This window comes from Gordonia sp. PvP123 (assembly GCF_040547295.1).
In the GTDB taxonomy this organism is placed as follows: domain Bacteria; phylum Actinomycetota; class Actinomycetes; order Mycobacteriales; family Mycobacteriaceae; genus Gordonia; species Gordonia terrae.
The window spans coordinates 370,453-387,143 of sequence record NZ_JBEPPN010000007.1 but is presented as its reverse complement, the minus strand read 5'-3'; the positions used below and the strand labels follow the sequence as shown (position 1 = coordinate 387,143).

At 68.2% G+C, this 16,691-nt stretch carries 16 protein-coding genes and 1 rRNA gene; 11 read left to right on the top strand and 6 right to left on the bottom strand.

Annotated elements, in window-relative coordinates; translation table 11 throughout:
• Positions 1–91 (top strand): 5S ribosomal RNA (gene rrf / locus ABIC25_RS16630); the annotation flags it as partial.
• A 55-nt stretch (positions 92–146) separates the two neighbouring features.
• On the opposite strand, the gene ABIC25_RS16625 is transcribed toward rrf, so the two are convergent.
• Positions 147–2,012, bottom strand: coding sequence for a flavin-containing monooxygenase (locus ABIC25_RS16625; protein WP_239402669.1), 1,866 nt, complete (start codon positions 2,010–2,012; stop codon positions 147–149).
• A gap of 156 nt (positions 2,013–2,168) precedes the next feature.
• Between ABIC25_RS16625 and ABIC25_RS16620 the strand changes: the two genes are divergently transcribed.
• The gene (locus tag ABIC25_RS16620; protein WP_354562311.1) at positions 2,169–3,413 is read left to right on the top strand and encodes a helix-turn-helix domain-containing protein; all 1,245 of its coding nucleotides are present in this window, start codon (positions 2,169–2,171) and stop codon (positions 3,411–3,413) included.
• 27 nt (positions 3,414–3,440) lie between these two features.
• On the opposite strand, the gene ABIC25_RS16615 is transcribed toward ABIC25_RS16620, so the two are convergent.
• Both ABIC25_RS16615 and ABIC25_RS16610 read right to left on the bottom strand, forming a co-directional pair.
• Positions 3,441–4,127, bottom strand: a complete 687-nt coding sequence (locus tag ABIC25_RS16615; protein ID WP_064571653.1) for a response regulator — start codon at positions 4,125–4,127, stop codon at positions 3,441–3,443.
• Entirely contained in the window at positions 4,124–5,296 is a 1,173-nt protein-coding gene (locus ABIC25_RS16610) for a sensor histidine kinase (protein ID WP_354562310.1), read from the bottom strand. The genes ABIC25_RS16615 and ABIC25_RS16610 overlap by 4 nt, the downstream gene beginning before the upstream one ends.
• A gap of 214 nt (positions 5,297–5,510) precedes the next feature.
• On the opposite strand from ABIC25_RS16610, the gene ABIC25_RS16605 reads away from it, so the two are divergent.
• The 6 genes from ABIC25_RS16605 (at position 5,511) to crcB (ABIC25_RS16580) (ending at position 10,043) form a co-directional block, all read left to right on the top strand.
• Positions 5,511–6,059: a universal stress protein gene (locus tag ABIC25_RS16605; protein WP_354562309.1), complete on the top strand. Its 549-nt coding sequence runs from the start codon at positions 5,511–5,513 to the stop codon at positions 6,057–6,059.
• Between the two features lie 26 nt (positions 6,060–6,085).
• Entirely contained in the window at positions 6,086–6,697 is a 612-nt protein-coding gene (locus ABIC25_RS16600; RefSeq protein ID WP_354562308.1) for an MSMEG_1061 family FMN-dependent PPOX-type flavoprotein, read from the top strand.
• A gap of 147 nt (positions 6,698–6,844) precedes the next feature.
• Positions 6,845–8,725, top strand: a complete 1,881-nt coding sequence (locus ABIC25_RS16595; protein WP_354562307.1) for a propionyl-CoA synthetase — start codon at positions 6,845–6,847, stop codon at positions 8,723–8,725.
• A gap of 3 nt (positions 8,726–8,728) precedes the next feature.
• Positions 8,729–9,211 (top strand): DUF6790 family protein, encoded by a 483-nt coding sequence (locus tag ABIC25_RS16590; protein ID WP_248643194.1) that lies wholly within the window; start codon positions 8,729–8,731, stop codon positions 9,209–9,211.
• A 14-nt stretch (positions 9,212–9,225) separates the two neighbouring features.
• Positions 9,226–9,678, top strand: a complete 453-nt coding sequence (crcB, locus tag ABIC25_RS16585; RefSeq protein ID WP_354562305.1) for a fluoride efflux transporter CrcB — start codon at positions 9,226–9,228, stop codon at positions 9,676–9,678.
• Positions 9,675–10,043 carry a fluoride efflux transporter CrcB gene (gene crcB / locus ABIC25_RS16580; RefSeq protein ID WP_354562304.1) on the top strand — a complete coding sequence of 123 codons (369 nt, stop codon included), beginning with the start codon at positions 9,675–9,677 and terminating at the stop codon, positions 10,041–10,043. Before crcB (ABIC25_RS16585) ends, crcB (ABIC25_RS16580) begins: the two co-directional genes overlap by 4 nt.
• Positions 10,044–10,148: 105 nt before the next feature.
• Here the strand turns inward: crcB (ABIC25_RS16580) and ABIC25_RS16575 are convergent, their stop codons facing one another.
• Both ABIC25_RS16575 and ABIC25_RS16570 read right to left on the bottom strand, forming a co-directional pair.
• Complete coding sequence (locus ABIC25_RS16575; RefSeq protein ID WP_354562303.1) at positions 10,149–11,372, bottom strand: acyl-CoA dehydrogenase family protein; 1,224 nt, start codon at positions 11,370–11,372, stop codon at positions 10,149–10,151.
• 43 nt (positions 11,373–11,415) lie between these two features.
• Positions 11,416–12,786: an acyl-CoA dehydrogenase family protein gene (locus ABIC25_RS16570; protein WP_354562301.1), complete on the bottom strand. Its 1,371-nt coding sequence runs from the start codon at positions 12,784–12,786 to the stop codon at positions 11,416–11,418.
• A 183-nt stretch (positions 12,787–12,969) separates the two neighbouring features.
• On the opposite strand from ABIC25_RS16570, the gene ABIC25_RS16565 reads away from it, so the two are divergent.
• Both ABIC25_RS16565 and ABIC25_RS16560 read left to right on the top strand, forming a co-directional pair.
• Positions 12,970–13,428, top strand: coding sequence for a DUF2752 domain-containing protein (locus ABIC25_RS16565; RefSeq protein WP_354562299.1), 459 nt, complete (start codon positions 12,970–12,972; stop codon positions 13,426–13,428).
• Between the two features lie 49 nt (positions 13,429–13,477).
• The gene (locus ABIC25_RS16560; protein ID WP_101821147.1) at positions 13,478–14,137 is read left to right on the top strand and encodes an MBL fold metallo-hydrolase; all 660 of its coding nucleotides are present in this window, start codon (positions 13,478–13,480) and stop codon (positions 14,135–14,137) included.
• Positions 14,138–14,263: 126 nt separating this feature from the next.
• Here ABIC25_RS16560 and ABIC25_RS16555 read toward each other — a convergent pair whose 3' ends face one another.
• The gene (locus ABIC25_RS16555) at positions 14,264–14,839 is read right to left on the bottom strand and encodes a TetR/AcrR family transcriptional regulator (RefSeq protein WP_354562297.1); all 576 of its coding nucleotides are present in this window, start codon (positions 14,837–14,839) and stop codon (positions 14,264–14,266) included.
• A gap of 150 nt (positions 14,840–14,989) precedes the next feature.
• On the opposite strand from ABIC25_RS16555, the gene ABIC25_RS16550 reads away from it, so the two are divergent.
• Positions 14,990–16,687 carry a nitroreductase family deazaflavin-dependent oxidoreductase gene (locus ABIC25_RS16550; RefSeq protein WP_354562296.1) on the top strand — a complete coding sequence of 566 codons (1,698 nt, stop codon included), beginning with the start codon at positions 14,990–14,992 and terminating at the stop codon, positions 16,685–16,687.
• Positions 16,688–16,691: the final 4 nt, after the last annotated feature.

Sequence of the window (16,691 nt, the reverse complement as noted above, 5' to 3'; positions counted from 1 at the left end):
GCCCGGCCCCATTCCGAACCCGGAAGCTAAGCCCTCCAGCGCCAATGGTACTGCACCCTAATCAGTGTGGGAGAGTAGGACACCGCCGAACACAACTTCAGAAAGGCCCCGCAACCTCAGGTTGCGGGGCCTTTCTCATATCCCCATCAGTTCAGATGATGGACGTCGCCCAGGCCGTACACGGGCGTCGGAATTCCCTCATAGCGAGCCTTGAGCTGCAAGGCCAGATACAGCGAATAGTGACGCGACTGGTGCAGGTTCCCGCCGTGGAACCACAGGCCCGGCTGCTGGGTTGGCTTCCACATGTTCCGCTGTTCGCCCTCCCAGGGGCCCGGGTCCTTGGTCGTCTCGGAACCCAGTCCCCAGACCTTGCCGACACGGTCGGCGACCTCCTGCCCCATGAGATCGGCGGCCCAGCCGTTCATCGATCCGTAGCCGGTCGCGTAGACGACCACGTCGGCCTCGATCTCGGTGCCGTCGGTCAGGACCACCGAGTTCTCGGTGAGGTGGTCCAGTTGGCCGTGGACGAGCTTGATCGTGCCGTCGGCGATGAGCTCGCTCGCACCGACGTCGATGTAGTAGCCGGACCCGCGGCGCAGGTACTTCATGAAGAGCCCGGAGTCGTCGTCGCCGAAGTCGAGCTGGAAGCCGGCCGCCTCGAGCCGATCGTAGAAGTCCTTGTCCTGCTCCCGGATCTGGTCGTACACGGGTACCTGGAACTGGTGCATGATCCGGTACGGCAGTGAGGCGAAGGTCAGATCGGCCTTCTTGGTGGTCATTCCGGAGGCGACAGCCTCCTCGCTGTAGAGGGAGCCGAGGGCGATCGACCGGAGGGAGTCGGACTTCACGATGTGGGTCGAGGAACGCTGCACCATCGTGGCGTCGACCCCGTTGTCCACGAGAGCCTTGCAGATGTCGTGCGCGGAATTGTTGGAGCCGATGACGACGACCTTCTTGCCGACGTAGCCATCAGGTCCGGGGTGGGCGCTCGAGTGGTGCTGTTCGCCGGCGAACACATCCTGACCGGGAACGGATGGGACGGCGGGCTTGCCGGACATCCCCGTCGCGAGGACCAGCTGCGTCGGATGAAGCGTGAGGCGCTCACCGTCCCGGTCGACCTCGACGGTCCAGCGTGCCTCGGCTTCGTCGTACTCGGCGGACAGGCACGTCGTCTTGCTCCAGTACGGAACCTCCATGACCTTCGTGTAGAACTCCAGCCAGTCCCCGATCTTGTCCTTCGGTGCGAAGACCGGCCAGTTGTCGGGGAACGGCAGGTACGGGAGATGGTCGTACCAGACCGGGTCGTGCAGGCACAGCGACTTGTAGCGCTTGCGCCACTGGTCCCCGGGCCGGTCATGACGATCGACGACGACCGAGGGCACGCCGAGCTGCCGGAGCCGTGCTCCGAGCGCGATGCCCCCCTGTCCACCGCCGATCACCAGAACGTACGGCTGCGCGGTCCGACCGAGCGCCAGCTCCTCGTCGGCCTTCTTCTCTGCCCAGGAGCGGGTGTCGGGATCGGTGCCGTGAACCGCCCCGAGCGGTCGGCTCGGTCCGGCCGACTCCTCGTGCCCTTTGAGTTCCTGCATCGTCGTCAGCAGCGTCCAGGCCTTGTCCGCCCCGGCACCCTCATCGCCGCCGTCCCGACCCTCGTCGGCGGGACGGATTCGAAGGTGACCTTCGCAGCGTCCGACGGCGGTCTCGAATGCGATGAACGCGGAGACAACCCCGTCGCCGTCGTCGGTCGCCGGTTCGGTGGTGGTGAAGTTCGACGGCCGGGTGTCGGCGAGACGGGCGGACAGCATGTCGGCGATCTGCTCGTGACCCTCGACGGTTTTGATGTTCCAGGTGAACGCGGTCAGGTCGCGCCAGTAGCTGTCGGTCAGAAAGGCGTTCGTCGCGCGAGCGATGTCGAGTGCAGCGAGTGCGGACTCGAATTCTTGCAGCCAGGTCTCCACCCGCTGCTGCGGGGTGCGATCGAGCGCGACGACCGGCTCGAGGGTCTGGGTCATGATGCCTCCTCATATGTGCGCCCCGCGAACGTGATGTGGAACACAGCGGGTTGTGGACAGCAGACGCCTCCGCGCCGGGTCGCGGCAAGGGTTGCAGGGGGTTGCGAGGGGTGGGCCCGTTGTCGTCGGCCTGTGACGTGACGCACAATCGAGGTAATGAACGCTTACGAGTCGGCCTCCGAGCTGGAGCCCGCGGTGCATGCCGGCGACGATCCGCGCGAGTTCGCGTCGGTTCTCAGCGCGGTCCACGACGCCGCGATGTCGGGTGGGCGCATGCCGGCCCGTCCGCGCGGTGTCATCGACGACTCGTGGCAGCGACTCCGACGTGCCGGCCTGGACCCGGACGTGGACTGCGTCGGGGAACGGACGCTTCCGCTCGACGAGCTGGAGGAGCGCCGCCGGCGCTCCGGCCTGGCGGAGGTCGTCGACGAACTGGCACGAGGTCTCGACTCGCTGATCGCCGACGGAGACAACATCCTGGTCGTCTCGGACGCCGACGGACACGTGCTGTGGCGGAGCGGGTCGTCGAAGGTGCTCACGCGCGCGGACACCCTCGGATTCGTCGAGGGTGCCGACTGGGCCGAGGGCTCGGTGGGGACCAACGCGATCGGTACGGCACTGATGTCGGGTCGTTCGGTACAGGTGTTCTCGGCGGAGCACTTCGTGCGGAGTCATCACTCGTGGACCTGTACCGGTGCGCCGATCAAGGATCCGCGGACCGGTGAGGTGTTGGGTGTGGTCGACGTCAGCGGTCCGGCCGCCACTATCCATCCGACGACCCTGGCGCTGGTGCACGCGGTCGCCCGGCTCGCCGAGTCGCAACTCCGCGAGAGTCATCACCGTCGCCTCGACTCGTTGCGCGCGGTTGCCGCACCGATTCTCGCCCGCATGCCCGGCCCGGCGTTGGCGGTCGACACCGACGGGTGGGTTGCCGCGGTGGACACCGTGTCGCCTCGATCACGCCTCATCCTGCCGCCGCGCCTCGGTCCCGGCCGCATCTTCGTGAGCGCGCTCGGCGAGTGCGATGTCGAGGCGCTACCCGGTGGGTGGTTGGTGCGGGTCGCGGAGACGTCGGACGCGTCTACCACGCGGGTGGTCGTACGGGTGCCCACCGGTCCGCCGGGTGCGGGCAATGTCGAGGTGACCGTCGAAGGCGCCAGCGGCGCGTGGACACACCGCTGTTCGCCGCGCCACGGTGACATCCTCACCTTCCTGGCGCGTCACCCCGACGGAGTCACCGCGGCCCGGATGTCGACTCATCTGTTCGGCGTCGACGACCGGACGGTCACAGTGCGTGCCGAGATGTCCCGTCTGCGCAAACACTTCGGCGGTCTGCTCGTCGCGGGCCCGTACCGGTTCGTCGACGGGGTCGACGTCGAGGTGCTCGACGCGCACGATTGATCCGCGCACGACTGATCGACGCGGGGCTCAGTCGTACTCGGCGACCACGAGTCCGCGGTCGAAGGCGTACACGATCGCCGCCGCGCGATCACGCAGGTCGAGTTTGGTGAAGATGTGATTGACGTGGCTCTTGACCGTCACCTGCGAGATGCCCAGAGCCGAACCGATTTCCGCATTTGTCCGGCCGCGCGCGATGAGTCGTAGGACGTCGGTCTCGCGGTCGGTCAGCCCGGGCGCGGTGGTCACCTGTTCGCGGCCCGATCGCCGGAATCCCTGAAGGACTCGTTCGGTGACCGCGGGGTCGAGGAAGGCGCCGTCGCGAACCACGGCACGGACCGCCCAGATCAGTGCCTCGGCCGGCGAGTCCTTGAGGATGAACCCGGCGGCTCCCGCGCGCAGGGCCCGCGACAGCAGGTCGTCGTCGTCGAAGGTGGTCAGCACGAGCACCGGCGGCGGTTCCCGCAGGGTGCGGACCATGGTGGTGGCGGTGATGCCGTCGACATTGCGCATCCGCAGGTCCATCAGGACGATGTCGGGCCGGTGCTCGGCGATCCCGGCGAGCACCTCGGAACCGTCCGCGCACTCACCCACGATGTCGAAGCCGTCCCGGAGGCGGAGGATGCGACGCAGCCCGGTGCGGATGAGTTCCTGGTCGTCGACGAGCAGGACCCTGATCGGGACCGAGGTGGTCTCGGCCGGGCCGCTCGTCGTCATACCGGTACCCCGTCGGCGGTCGACCGGGCGGGCAACGTCGCTCGCACCGACCAGGTGCCCGCGCGGTGCGAGGCGTGCAGGGTGCCGCCGAGCAACGCCGCGCGCTGGGTCATCCCCTCGATGCCGGTGCCGTCGCAGTGCCGCGGCCTGCCCTCTGCCGCGGGATTCTCGACCGTGAGCGCGACCTCGTCGGACACTGTCACCGACACCGACGCACGCTTGCCCGCCGAGTGTTTGACGACGTTCGCCAGAGACTCCTGGGCGATGCGGAACAGGGCCGCACCGACCGGCCGTGAGAGCTCGGTGACATCACCGTCGAGGGTGAAGTCGATGTCCACCCCGGCCTTGCGGTAGTCCGCCACGAGCCGCTCCAGATCGTCGGCACCCGGCGACGGCGACGTCGTCCCCGCCGGCCCGGCTGTTCCCAGCACGTGGACGATGGTGCGGATCTCGGTCATGGCCTGTCGGCCCTGGCGCTCGGCATCGGCGAGCGCCTCCAGTGCCTCTTCCACGTCGCGATCTTGTTCGAGCACGCGGCGGGCACCGGTGACGTTGAGCATCGTGATCGACAACGAGTGCGCGATCACGTCGTGGATCTCGCGCGCGATCCGCCGCCGCTCGTCGCCCGCGGCGCGATCGGCCCGTTCGGCGAGGACGCGAGCCCGGTTGTCGGCCAGCCGTTTCTGGATCAGCATCATGTAGCCGATCAACCACCCGCAGGCGACGCCGAGTGCGTAGAGCGCAGGCGAGTCGAGGCCGCCGACAGCGCCGAACCAGACGATCACCGCGATGCACACAACCGTCACGGCGACGCCGGTCAGCAGGGGATACATCGCAGCCGCGATCGCCGCCATGAGGACGAGCTGGAGTGGCGCGGCGTCGGTGGGCGTCGGGATCATCAGGAAGCAGACCGAACTGGTGATGATCCCGAAGCACGCGTACGAGGTCGGCGGCAGCGACAGATCCATCGCCAGCGTCAGTGCCGCCAGCACCAGGGCCGCGACCACCCACCAGACCTGGTCGAACGGAAAGCGCTGTGCTGTCGACACCAGCGTGACCACCACGCTGGACGACAGGATCACCGCGGGATAGAGCGGGGGATAGTCGCCGCCGGCCCGTTCGATGAGACGCCACAGCCCGGCGCCCGCGTTCGCTGTGAAGCCCGTCACCGTTCCAGGATAGTTCCGCACCGCGGTCGGACGACCGCCCCACGGTGGATTCCGATGTCCACCCTGGGGTGGAGAAACGGTCAACCCGCGGGATGGCGATTCGGGCTCGTTGTCTCCATAGCGTTGTGAGCAGCTGATATCGCCGACCCAGGAGGACACGATGATGACGCTGCGGACACGACCCCGGCGCTGGGAACCTCTCGAAACCCGAGACGTGCCAACTGCTCTCGCCCCGTCGGCCGGACTCGGCCATCCGGTCGTCGTCGGCGTCGACGGGAGCGAGGGTTCGCTGCGGGCGGTGAAGGTCGCGGTTCGCCTGCTCGGCGACTCCGGCGATCTGATCCTGATCTGCGCCACCCGCGGCCGCCGGAGAGAAGTGAGCACCGGTCTCCACGACGCCCTCAAGGACGAGTCCTATCTGCTGTCCGGACAGGCCGCGATCGACGAATGCCTGCGGACCGCCGCCGAACTGGCGAGATGGCACGGTGCGCGGACGGTGTCGACCACGAGCGAGGTCGGTGACCCGACGGCGGTCCTGCACCGGGCCGCGCAACGCGCCGGCGCCGGCGCCGTGGTCATCGGACCCGGTAGCGCACGCCCGGGCTGGACGGCCCGGCGCCTCGCCACACGCCTCGACCAGGACGTCACCCTCATCGTGACCGACGGGTCGTCCCATCTCCGTCGGCGGTCCGTGGTCACCGGGCGTTCGCGCGGCTCCGAGTGGATTCTGCGGTGGCCGACGCCGGCGCCGGGACCCGCGTAGCTCTGCCCACGTGACACGATGTCCGCATGCACATCACCGACGAGGCGAGGCTGCGGGAGATCGTCGGCGAACCGGCCGCCGTCGTTCGTGACAAGGTCAGGCCGACGCTCTCGGACATCGATCGAGCATGGCTGGCCGCCTCGCCGGTGGTGTTCCTGGCCACCTCCGATGCCCACGGACGCGTCGACGTCTCACCCAAGGGCGACCCCGCAGGCAAAGTGGTGCACATCGTCGACGACACGCGTATCGCGATCCCCGAACGTCCCGGGAACAGACGCGTCGACGGTTACCTGAACATCCTGCGCAACCCGCACGCGGGCACCATCTTCGTCGTCCCCGGCCGCAACGACACCCTGCGCGTCAACGGGGCCGCCCGCATCGTCGACGACGCGGACTACTTCGACGCCCTGGCGGTGAAGGGGAAGCGTCCGATCCTGGCCGTGGAGATCGACGTCGACGAGGTCTTCTACCACTGCTCCAAGGCGTTTCTGCGTGCGGATCTGTGGAAACCGGAGTCGTGGACTCCGCGGACGCTGCCGTCGGTGGCGGCGATCACCAGGATGGTCATGCCCGAGCTCGATGTCCCGTTGGTCGACGACCGGGAGACCGACGAGCAGTACCGCAAGTACCTGTACTGACCGCTCGGCGCGGGTCGCGCCGGCCGGTCGGCGCAGGACCGCCGATCGCGTTTCGTGGCGGCCATCACACCGATACCCTCTAAGAGCGATGCGGCACCCCGCGACGATTTCGGGTGCGCGCCACGACGAGACGGTGAAGGGAAGGCCATGGGCAGCTACAGCGAGGCGTTCACACAGGCGAGCGATGATCGCGAGGCGTTCTGGCTCTCCGCCGCCGAAGCGGTGGACTGGTACACCCCACCGACCACCGCGCTCGACGACTCGGATGCCCCGTTCTACCGGTGGTTCCCCGGCGCCACGCTGAACACCTGCCACAACGCGCTCGATCGCCATCTGGCGGACGGCAACGACGGGCGGACGGCGCTGATCTGGGACTCGGCGATGACCGGGGAACGACGCCACTACACCTATGCGGCGCTGCTCGACGTGGTCGCCCGATTCGCGGGAGTGCTGACCGCGCAAGGTGTCTCGGCCGGCGACCGTGTGGTGATCTACATGCCGATGATCCCGGAGGCGGCCATCGCGATGCTCGCCTGCGCGCGCATCGGCGCCGTGCACTCGGTGGTGTTCGGCGGCTTCGCCGCGCGGGAGCTGGCCACCCGCATCGACGACGCCGAACCCGTCGCCGTCGTCACCGCGTCGGGCGGTCTGGAACCGGGACGCACGGTCGAATACCTGCCGATGGTGGCCCGGGCCATCGAGATGTCGGCGACGCCACCGCGCACGGTCATCGTCAAGGATCGCCCCGAGATCGTCGGCAGCGCAGCCGATCACGCCGGCTGGCTGGACTGGGACCGGGAGACCGACGCCGCCGACCCGGTCGGCGCGGTGCCGGTCGCCGCGACCGATCCGCTCTACATCCTCTACACGTCGGGGACCACCGGCAAGCCCAAGGGAGTCGTCCGGGACAACGGCGGGCACGCGGTGGCGCTGACGTGGTCGATGAAGAACATCTACGACATCTCGGCGGGTGACGTGTGGTGGACGGCGTCGGACGTCGGATGGGTCGTCGGGCACTCCTACATCGTCTACGCGCCGCTGTTCGTGGGGGCGACGACCGTGATGTACGAGGGCAAGCCGGTCGGTACCCCCGATGCGGGCGCGTTCTGGCGGGTCATCGCCGATCACGGGGTCAAGGCACTGTTCACCGCGCCGACAGCGATCCGCGCGATCCGAAAGGCCGATCCCGACGCCACCGAACTCGCCGAGTACGACACCTCATCGCTGCAGACGCTGTTCGCCGCCGGCGAGCGCCTCGACCCCGACACGTTCACCTGGGCGTCGGAGGTGCTCGGCGTCCCGGTCGTCGACCACTGGTGGCAGACCGAGACCGGTTGGGCGATCGCGGCGAATCTCCGTGGCCTCGAACCGATGCCGATCAAGGCGGGCTCACCGACGGTGCCGGTGCCCGGGTATCGGGTGGGAGTCGTCGACGCCGAGGGCACGCTGCTGGGAGCGGGAGAGGAAGGGAACATCGTCATCAGCCTGCCGCTGCCGCCCGGGACCCTCGCCGGGTTGTGGCGCGACGAGGAGCGCTACCGCAAGTCCTATCTGTCGGCGTTCGACGGCTACTACCTCACCGGCGACTCCGGTTACGTCGACGCCGACGGTTACGTGTTCGTGCTCGGCCGCTCCGACGACGTGATCAACGTTGCCGGACACCGACTCTCGACCGGAAGCATCGAGGCGGTGGTGGCGTCGCACCCGGCCGTCGCCGAGTGCGCGGTCATCGGCATACGCGACGACCTGAAGGGCCAGCGCCCCAGCGGATACGTGGTGCTCAAGTCCGGCGTCGACATCGAGTCTGAGACCTTGCGCAGCGAGCTCGTGTCCATGGTGCGCGACGAGATCGGGGCGGTCGCCACGTTCCGCGACGTCACGGTCGTGCCGGCACTGCCGAAGACCCGATCGGGCAAGATCCTGCGGAAGACCATGCGCCAGATCGCCGATCACGAGGATTACACGGTGCCGTCGACCATCGAGGACCCGGATGTCCTGGCGGCCCTGGCCGAACAGCTGAAGGACTGAGCAGTGCTCGACGCCGCGGTGCGCACCGCGATCCGGCTCGTACCGTTCGTCGGGATCGTCGGCACGATCATCGCCACTGTCGTCGACTCGTTCACTCCCGGCGGTGATCTGGGCCGGGACCTGCTCGAGAACTCCGTGTTGTGGATGATCGGCGTCCAGGGCTGGATGACCGGCTGCGGTCACATGTTCGTCGGCGAGCCGATCGCCGAGTCGATCGGGTGGCCCCCGAAGACGCCGTGGCAGTGGGAGGTGGGTCTCGCCAGTCTCGCGACGGGTGTGCTGGGCGTGATCGCCTCGGGTTTCGGTGACGAGTTCACCCTGGCCACCATCATCGCGTTCTCGGTGTTCTACCTGGGCGCCGCCGTCGGCCATGTGCGGGAGATGGTGACCCGCCGGAATTTCACGGCGGGCAACGCCGGACCCATCTTCTTCTTCGACGTGCTCGTTCCGATCTATCTGATCGTGTTGTACGTGATCGTCACGTAGCGGAGACTTGGCCCGTGCACCGAGACGAGCACCGTGAACTCCCCGTCGACCCAGACGAACGTCCGCTCCACCTCCGGGTGCATGCGCTCGCCTGGGTGTTCGCCGGGGGACTGATCGGCACGGGCGTACGGTACTGGGCGGAGGAGATGTTCCCGGCCCAGCACGGGCACTGGCCGTGGGCGACGTTCGGGGTCAACATCGTCGGCGCGTTCATCCTGGGGTCGCTCCTGGAATTGCTTGCCCGACTCGGTCACGACGAGGGGTGGTGCCAGCGCATACGCCTCTTCGGGGGTACCGGCATCTGCGGAGCGCTGACCACGTACAGCACCTTCGCGCTGGAGATCACCGAACTCACACGGGCGTCCGCGGTGGTGACCGCGCTGACCTACGCGGTTGTCAGCGTGGTACTCGGTCTCGCGGCGGCAGCCTGCGGGATCGCGTTCGCCGCCCGGGCGGCGCGGGCATGATCGCGCTGGCCGTGATGGTGGCGGGGGCGCTCGGTGCGGTCACCCGGTTCGTCGTCGACGGAGCGGTCAGACACCGATGGCCGACGACCACGCCGTGGGGCACGTTCGCGATCAACGTCAGCGGTTCGGCGTTGCTGGGTGTGCTCGCGGGGGTCGTGGTCTTCCACGGGGCGCCACACGAGTGGCAGCTGATCGCCGGCACCGGGTTCTGCGGTGGCTACACGACATTCAGCACCGCCTCGTTCGAGACGGTACGGCTGGTGCAGCGGAACGACCGGTGGCGGGCCGGGGCGTACGCCGTCGGAACACTCGTCGCGTCGGTGACCGCGTGCGCAGTCGGCATGTGGGTCGCCTGGCTCGTCTGATCGCCGGCACACCGACGACTCGGCCCACCGACGATTCGGCACACCAACGACTCGGCCCCGCAACGGAAACTCCGTGGCGGGGCCGAGAGGCGTTGGGTCAGGCGATCACTTGAGCTCGGCGCTGCTCTTGTTCAGCACACGCCGCGCGATGATCAGGTTCTGGATCTGCTGGGTCCCCTCGAAGATGTCGAGGATCTTGGAGTCACGCGCCCACTTCTCGACGAGGAGCCGCTCCGAGTAGCCGAGGGTGCCGGTCAGTTCGACGACCTTGTTGGTGACGTCGGTGGCGGTGCGCCCGGCCTTGGCCTTCGACATCGACGCCTCGGTGGAGTTCGGCTGCTTGTTGTCGGCCATCCACGCGGCCCGCATCGTGTGGAGGTAGGCGGCCTCGAAATCGGCTTCCATGCGCAGGAATTCGGCCGCGGCGGTGTGCTGGTCGGCGGCGGGGCGATCGTAATCGACCTCGATGCCGGCCTCGTCGAGGATCCGGCGCAACTCCTCGAGAGCCGCCCGGGTCACACCCACCGCCATACCCGCCACCAGGGGACGGGTGTTGTCGAAGGTCTGCATGACCCCGCCGAACCCCTTCTTGGTGTCGACCTCGGGTGAACCGAGCAGGTTCTCCTTGGGGATGCGGCAGTTCTCGAAGCGGATCGCGGCGGTGTCGGAGACCTTGATGCCGAGCTTGTGCTCGAGACGTTCGACGGTGACGCCCGGATGCGTCCGCGGGACCACGAAACTCTTGATGGCGGCGCGGCCGGCGCTCTTGTCGACGGTCGCCCAGACGACGATGTGGGTGGCGCGCGACCCGGCGGTCACGTAGATCTTCTCGCCGTTGATGACGTACTCGTCACCGTCTAGAGTGGCGGTGGTCGAGACGGCGGCCGAATCGGAGCCGAAGCCGGGTTCGGTGATGGCCATGGCCGCCCACACCTTGCCGAAGCGTTCGAGCTGCTCGTCGGTGGACACGGCGGCGATCGCCGAGTTGCCGAGACCCTGATACGGGATGCTCAGCATGAGTCCGACGTCGCCCCAGGACGTTTCGATGACGTTGACGACGGACTGCATGTTGCCGCCGTTGACCACGGCGCCCTCGGCCCGGGGCTTCTCCTTCTTCTGCTGGCTACGGCCGCCGTCCGCGCCCGCACCGGCCTGGCCGGTCTCGGACAGACCGTCGTACAGGCTTGCGAGAGTGTCGAGTTCGACGGGGTAGTCGTGCTCGCGGAGGTCGTACTTGCGCGAGATGGGCCGGAAGATCTCGGCCGCCGCCTGGTGTGCCTGATCGACGGTGACGCGCAGCTTCTTCGGGAGTTCGAGATTGATGCTCATGAGAGGTTCTTTCGCTACGTCGGAGAGCTGGTCAGAGAGCTGGTCAGAGGACGACGATGCCTTCGCCGATGCCGGCGCCGCGGAGGTCGCGGTACCAGCGCTCGACGGGGTGCTCCTTGGTGAACCCGTGGCCGCCCAGCAGCTGGACGCCGTCGAGACCGATCTGCAGTCCCTTGTCGATGGTCAGCTTGCGAGCCAGTGCGGCTTCGCGGGCGAAGGACAGGCCCTGCTCGGCGCGGGCGGCACCACGCAGCGTGACGAGGCGGATCGAGTCGACCTCGGTGGCCATCGTGGCGACCATGAAGGCCACCGCCTGGCGGTTGGAGATCGGCTCGCCGAAGGCCTCACGCTCGTTGACGTAGGGGATGACGTAGTCGAGGACGGCACGTGCGGTGCCGGCGGCCAGCGCCGACCAGCCGAGGCGCGAGAGGCGTACGACGTCGCGGTATGCGGCTACCGCGGCATCGCCCTCACCGCCGACGATGGCGGATGCGGGGACGGCGACGTCCTGCAGCAGCAGACGACCCATACCCGCCGCACGCACGCCCATCCCGGGATCGGCCTCGACGATGAGTCCCTTGGTGTCGGACTCGACGACGAACAGCGCGGGCTTGCCGTCGAGCTGCGCGCCGACGAGGAACAGTTCCGACGATCCGGCGGCCGGGACGAACGACTTGACGCCGTTCAGCCGGAATCCGCTGGGTACGCGAGTTGCCTTGGTGCTCAACGCGAACGCGTCGAAGAGGGGGCGCGGTTCGGCGATGACGACCGCCGACTGCGGCACGTTCTCACCGGCGAAGTCGGGCAGGTAGGTGCGCTGTTGCTCGTCGGTGCCGAAGTTGGTGAGCGTGGTGGCGACACCGCTCGGCGCGAGGAGGGGGAGTGCGAGTCCCATGTCGCCGTAGGCCATCGCCTCGGCGACCAGCGCGTTGGTCACCACACCACGCTCGGACGCGGCGCCGTCGAACTCCTCGGGGACGTTGATCATCGTGATGCCGAGCTCGGCCGAGCGCGCGACGAGCTCCTCGGGCGCTGCTGCCGCGGCGTCGGCGTCGTGGGCCGCCGGGCGCAGGAGTTCGGTGGCGAACTCCTTCACCGTCTCGGCGATCATCTGCTGCTCGTCGTCGGGCGTCAGGTTGAAGTAGTCCTTCGGCGCGCTGGTGAGGCGCTTGGCCTGGCCCGACCCGCCGCCCTGGGCTGCCTTGAAGGCGCGGTTCGCCGCACCGAGGGTCTGGAACCCGGTCTTGGTGCCCTGGTAGGCGATGCGGTTGATCGGTTCGCGGATGTTGTACTTCTCGGCGAACTCTGAGCCCGTCACCGTGGTCAGGACGCGCATCGCGGTGCCGATGAAGTTGCGCGGGTGCGGGTTGCGGCCGACTGCGGAGGTGTCGCGCGGTTCGGTGTGAGTTGTCATGATCACCAGCCGTTTCTTTCCAGTCGCCCCGGTCGGGGTCTCTGCGTGGATCCACCGGAATGGGTGGACAGGGTCGATGCGACCGATCTTACTCGGTAGTAAGTCCCAACCTTACTTTGGAGTAAGAAGTTTGTCACGCACTTGTCCGACACCGCCTGCCCGCCCACCCGCTAGGCTGGCCGCATGACCCTCGATCACCGCCGCGAACAGGGCTTATCGGCCAATCAGGTGGTGGGCGCGACAACCGTCGCGGTGGCCGGCGCGGCCGCACTCGGTGCCGCCTGCGTGTTCACCCCGGGCGGTGTCGACAACGGGCCGCAACTCTGCCCGTTCGCGGTGATGACCGGCCTTCCGTGTCCCGGCTGTGGCCTCACTCGTAGCTGGGTGGCGCTCATGCACGGCGACGTCGGGTCGGCGTTCACGTTCAATGTGTTCGGACCGGTGTTCCTGGTGCTGACCGCCGTGACCGTGGTGACCGCGACCCTCACCCTGGTGCGCCGTCGCGGGGCGCCGCTGTCCACGTGGCGCGACCTCGTACTCGGCCCGGTCGGTGCCGTTCTGCTGGGAGTGTGGCTCACCTATGGTGTCGTGCGCATTCTCGACGCTGTGTTCGGTTGGGGAGTCTTCGCGATCGTCGTGTGAGCGAGCGTTTGTCCGACCATGCCGCCGTGTGAACGTGCACAGTGGACATATGCAGATCACCCACTTCGGCCATTCCTGTCTGCTCGTCGAGATCGACGGGACCAAGGTGCTCTTCGATCCGGGGAACTTCTCGCACGGGTTCGACGGCATCAGCGGCCTCGACGCCATTCTGATCACCCATCAGCATCCCGACCACTGCGACGTCGCGAAGCTGCCCGATCTCGTCGCGGCCAACCCCGACGCGATCCTGTACGCCGATCCGCAGACGACGAAACAGCTCAACGGCGACGCCGTGGCCGGCGAGTGGACGGCCGCCCGCAGCGGCGATCAGATCGGGATCGGTTCGCTCACCGCACGTTTCACCGGCGGCCGGCACGCGGTCATCCATCCCGAGATCCCGGTGATCGACAACGTCGCCTACGTCCTGGGTACCGCCGAGCAGCCGGGGCAGTTCATGCATCCCGGTGATTCGTTCTACATCCCGTTCGAGCAGGTGGACGTCCTCGCGCTGCCGTCGGCCGCTCCGTGGATGAAACTCAGCGAGTCGGTCGACTATCTGAGGGCGATGGCACCCCGGGTCGCGGTGCCGATCCATCAGGCGATCCTGTCCGACGCCGGTAGTGGAATCCATTACGGACGACTCGCCGACATGAAGGACGACGCGACCGAGTTCACGGTGCTGGAGAAGGAACACGCCACGCAGGTGTGAGTGTCACCCCGCCCTGCTCGCTGATCCGAAAGAACCACAGACCCACTCGCAGCAGGAGGTCGCTTCGCTCGCACCTCGGCGAGCGGGAGGTCGCTTCGCTCGCACCGCAGGGAGCAGGAGATCGCCTCACTCGCTCCGGGTGTCGTCCGATTTCGGTCGGTGCAGGGCGACGAGCTCGTTGAGATGAGTCGCCACCTGGATCAGCGGCGTGGTGGTCTGTGCGGCCTCGGCGAGGACCACCGCACCCTCGATCGCCGCGACGATGGTGGCGGCCAGCGAAGCGGTCACGTCGGGCGCGACGCCGTCATCCAGTAACCGGCGCTCGATCAGGCCTCGCCATTCGTCGAAGACCTCGGTGGCCGCGGCCGCCGCCTCCGGTGCCGAGAGGCGGCCCAGTGCGGCGGCCACCACGGGGCACCCGCCCTCGAAGTCGGTCGCGGACAACGCTGCCGACCACATCTCGGCGAACGCCATGATCGGATCGGGCTCGGCGACGATGCCGGTGAGGAGTGCGGTGATCGTGTCGCCCACACTGCGCGTCGTCGCCGCCACCAATTCCGACTTGCCGCCCGGGAAGTTGAGGTAGATGGATCGCCGGGCGACACCACTGCTCTCGAGGATGTCCGAGATGGCGGTGCCCGCGACGCCGTGCCGTCGCATGAGATCTGCGGTCGCCTCGATCAATTGGTCGCGCGCTGCCATCGGTGCCACTCCTCGTCGTGCCGGGGCGTCGCTGGCCACCGACGCTTGCAGTATACCAAGCGGTCTACTAGGGTTCAGGGCGGTAGACCAATCGGTATACATAGCGGTCCGTCACGCGGGGGACGCGCGATCAGTCGTAGGAGACGAAACATGACCGACACGGTGACACTGTCCGCACCCTTGACGCTTCCGTCGGGCCAGGTTCTGCCGAACCGGATCATGAAAGCGGCTCTGAGCGAGGGGCTGGGCGACGCGGACGCCGGCCCGGACGCTCGTCTGGAGCGTCTCTACTCCCGCTGGGCCGCAGGCTCTTACGGTCTCGTCATCACCGGCAACGTGATGGTCGACCGCCGGTATCTCGGGGAACCCGGGAACGTCGTGGTCGAAGACGACCGTCACCTCGACGCGCTCACGCGCTGGGCGAAGACCACCCAGGACGGTGGATCACCCATCTGGATGCAGATCAATCATCCGGGGCGGCAGGCCAATCCGCTGACGACCGAGGGGCGTGTGGTGGCCCCGTCGGCGGTCCGGTTGGCCATCCCCGGGGTGCCGACGCCTCGTGCGCTCGCCGAGGCCGAGATCGAGGACATCATCACGCGGTTCGCCACCACCGCCGCGGTGGCCGAGACCGCGGGTTTCGACGGTGTGCAGATCCACGGTGCCCACGGATACCTGCTGTCGCAGTTCCTCTCGCCGCTGGCCAACCGGCGCGAGGATCGGTGGGGCGGCTCCATCGAGAACCGGGCCCGCTTCGCCCTCGAGGTCGTCCGAGCGGTGCGCGCCGCCGTCCGGCCGGGTTTCGGTGTCGGCATCAAACTGAACTCCGCGGACTTCCAGCGCGGTGGATTCTCGGAGGAGGAGTCCCGCACCGTGATCGCGCTGCTCGCGGCGGAGGCGCTCGATCTCATCGAGATCAGCGGCGGGAGCTACGAGTCCCCCGCGATGATGGGGCGACCTGTCCAGTCGGCGAGCACACGCGAGCGGGAGGCGTACTTCCTCGAGTACGCCGTCACCGTCCGCGAACTCGCCGCCGGGATCCCGCTGGCCGTCACCGGCGGTTTCCGCACGCACACGGCCATGGCGGCGGCGATCGCCGAGGGCGCGTGCGACATCGTCGGGATCGGCCGGCCGACGGTGACCGCGCCGACGGCGGCAAGGGACGTGATGACCGGCGACGCCGATCGTCTGACATCACAACAGCAGCGGTTGCCGCTTCCGGCCCGGTTGTCCAGCGCCGCGACGGCCCGGTCTCTGGAGGGGGCACTCGATCTCCAGTGGCACACCGACCAACTGCACCGGATGGCCGGCGGCGGAGACCCGGACCCCACCCGTGCGCTGTGGCGGACCGCGGTGACGACGGTACGGCGCAACGGGATCGGCGCGTTGCGGAGCACCCGGAACGTGACCTCGGCCGACGCCAGGGCGGCCCGGAAGTTCCGGTTCGAGCGATGGGTCGGACGCCACCTCGCCAATCCGGCTGTGGCCGCGCTCAATCGACTCGGGATCGGCACCCACCTGGCAACGGATCTGGAGACCGTCGGCCGCAGATCCGGTCTGGCTCGCACGGTTCCGGTGTCGGCCGCCTTCGACGCCTACGGCGCGTGGGTCATCAGTCAGCATGGCAAGCGCTCGGGATGGGGGATCAACATCTCGGCGAATCCGACGGTGCGCATCCGCCAGGGCCGTCAGTGGCGCACGGGGACTGCGCAGTTCGTCCCCGACGACGACGTGGCCGCACGGGTGCGTTCCTTCGCGACCGGCCCCCTGTTCGCCGGTCTGACCTCGGCCGGGTTCCGCGCGCTCCAGAGTGACCCGATCTCGGTGCGGATCACCTTCACCGACTGAACGT

What these genes read in the sequence shown, in the direction of transcription:
- ABIC25_RS16570 (WP_354562301.1), bottom strand. Translation starts at nt 12,786, where the DNA reads ATGACAACTCACACCGAACCGCGCGACACCTCCGCAGTCGGCCGCAAC.
- ABIC25_RS16565 (WP_354562299.1), top strand. Translation starts at nt 12,970, where the DNA reads ATGACCCTCGATCACCGCCGCGAACAGGGCTTATCGGCCAATCAGGTG.
- ABIC25_RS16550 (WP_354562296.1), top strand. Translation starts at nt 14,990, where the DNA reads ATGACCGACACGGTGACACTGTCCGCACCCTTGACGCTTCCGTCGGGC.
- ABIC25_RS16555 (WP_354562297.1), bottom strand. Translation starts at nt 14,839, where the DNA reads ATGGCAGCGCGCGACCAATTGATCGAGGCGACCGCAGATCTCATGCGA.
- ABIC25_RS16600 (WP_354562308.1), top strand. Translation starts at nt 6,086, where the DNA reads ATGCACATCACCGACGAGGCGAGGCTGCGGGAGATCGTCGGCGAACCG.
- ABIC25_RS16575 (WP_354562303.1), bottom strand. Translation starts at nt 11,372, where the DNA reads ATGAGCATCAATCTCGAACTCCCGAAGAAGCTGCGCGTCACCGTCGAT.
- crcB (WP_354562304.1), top strand. Translation starts at nt 9,675, where the DNA reads ATGATCGCGCTGGCCGTGATGGTGGCGGGGGCGCTCGGTGCGGTCACC.
- ABIC25_RS16625 (WP_239402669.1), bottom strand. Translation starts at nt 2,012, where the DNA reads ATGACCCAGACCCTCGAGCCGGTCGTCGCGCTCGATCGCACCCCGCAG.
- ABIC25_RS16595 (WP_354562307.1), top strand. Translation starts at nt 6,845, where the DNA reads ATGGGCAGCTACAGCGAGGCGTTCACACAGGCGAGCGATGATCGCGAG.
- ABIC25_RS16615 (WP_064571653.1), bottom strand. Translation starts at nt 4,127, where the DNA reads ATGACGACGAGCGGCCCGGCCGAGACCACCTCGGTCCCGATCAGGGTC.
- ABIC25_RS16620 (WP_354562311.1), top strand. Translation starts at nt 2,169, where the DNA reads ATGAACGCTTACGAGTCGGCCTCCGAGCTGGAGCCCGCGGTGCATGCC.
- ABIC25_RS16560 (WP_101821147.1), top strand. Translation starts at nt 13,478, where the DNA reads ATGCAGATCACCCACTTCGGCCATTCCTGTCTGCTCGTCGAGATCGAC.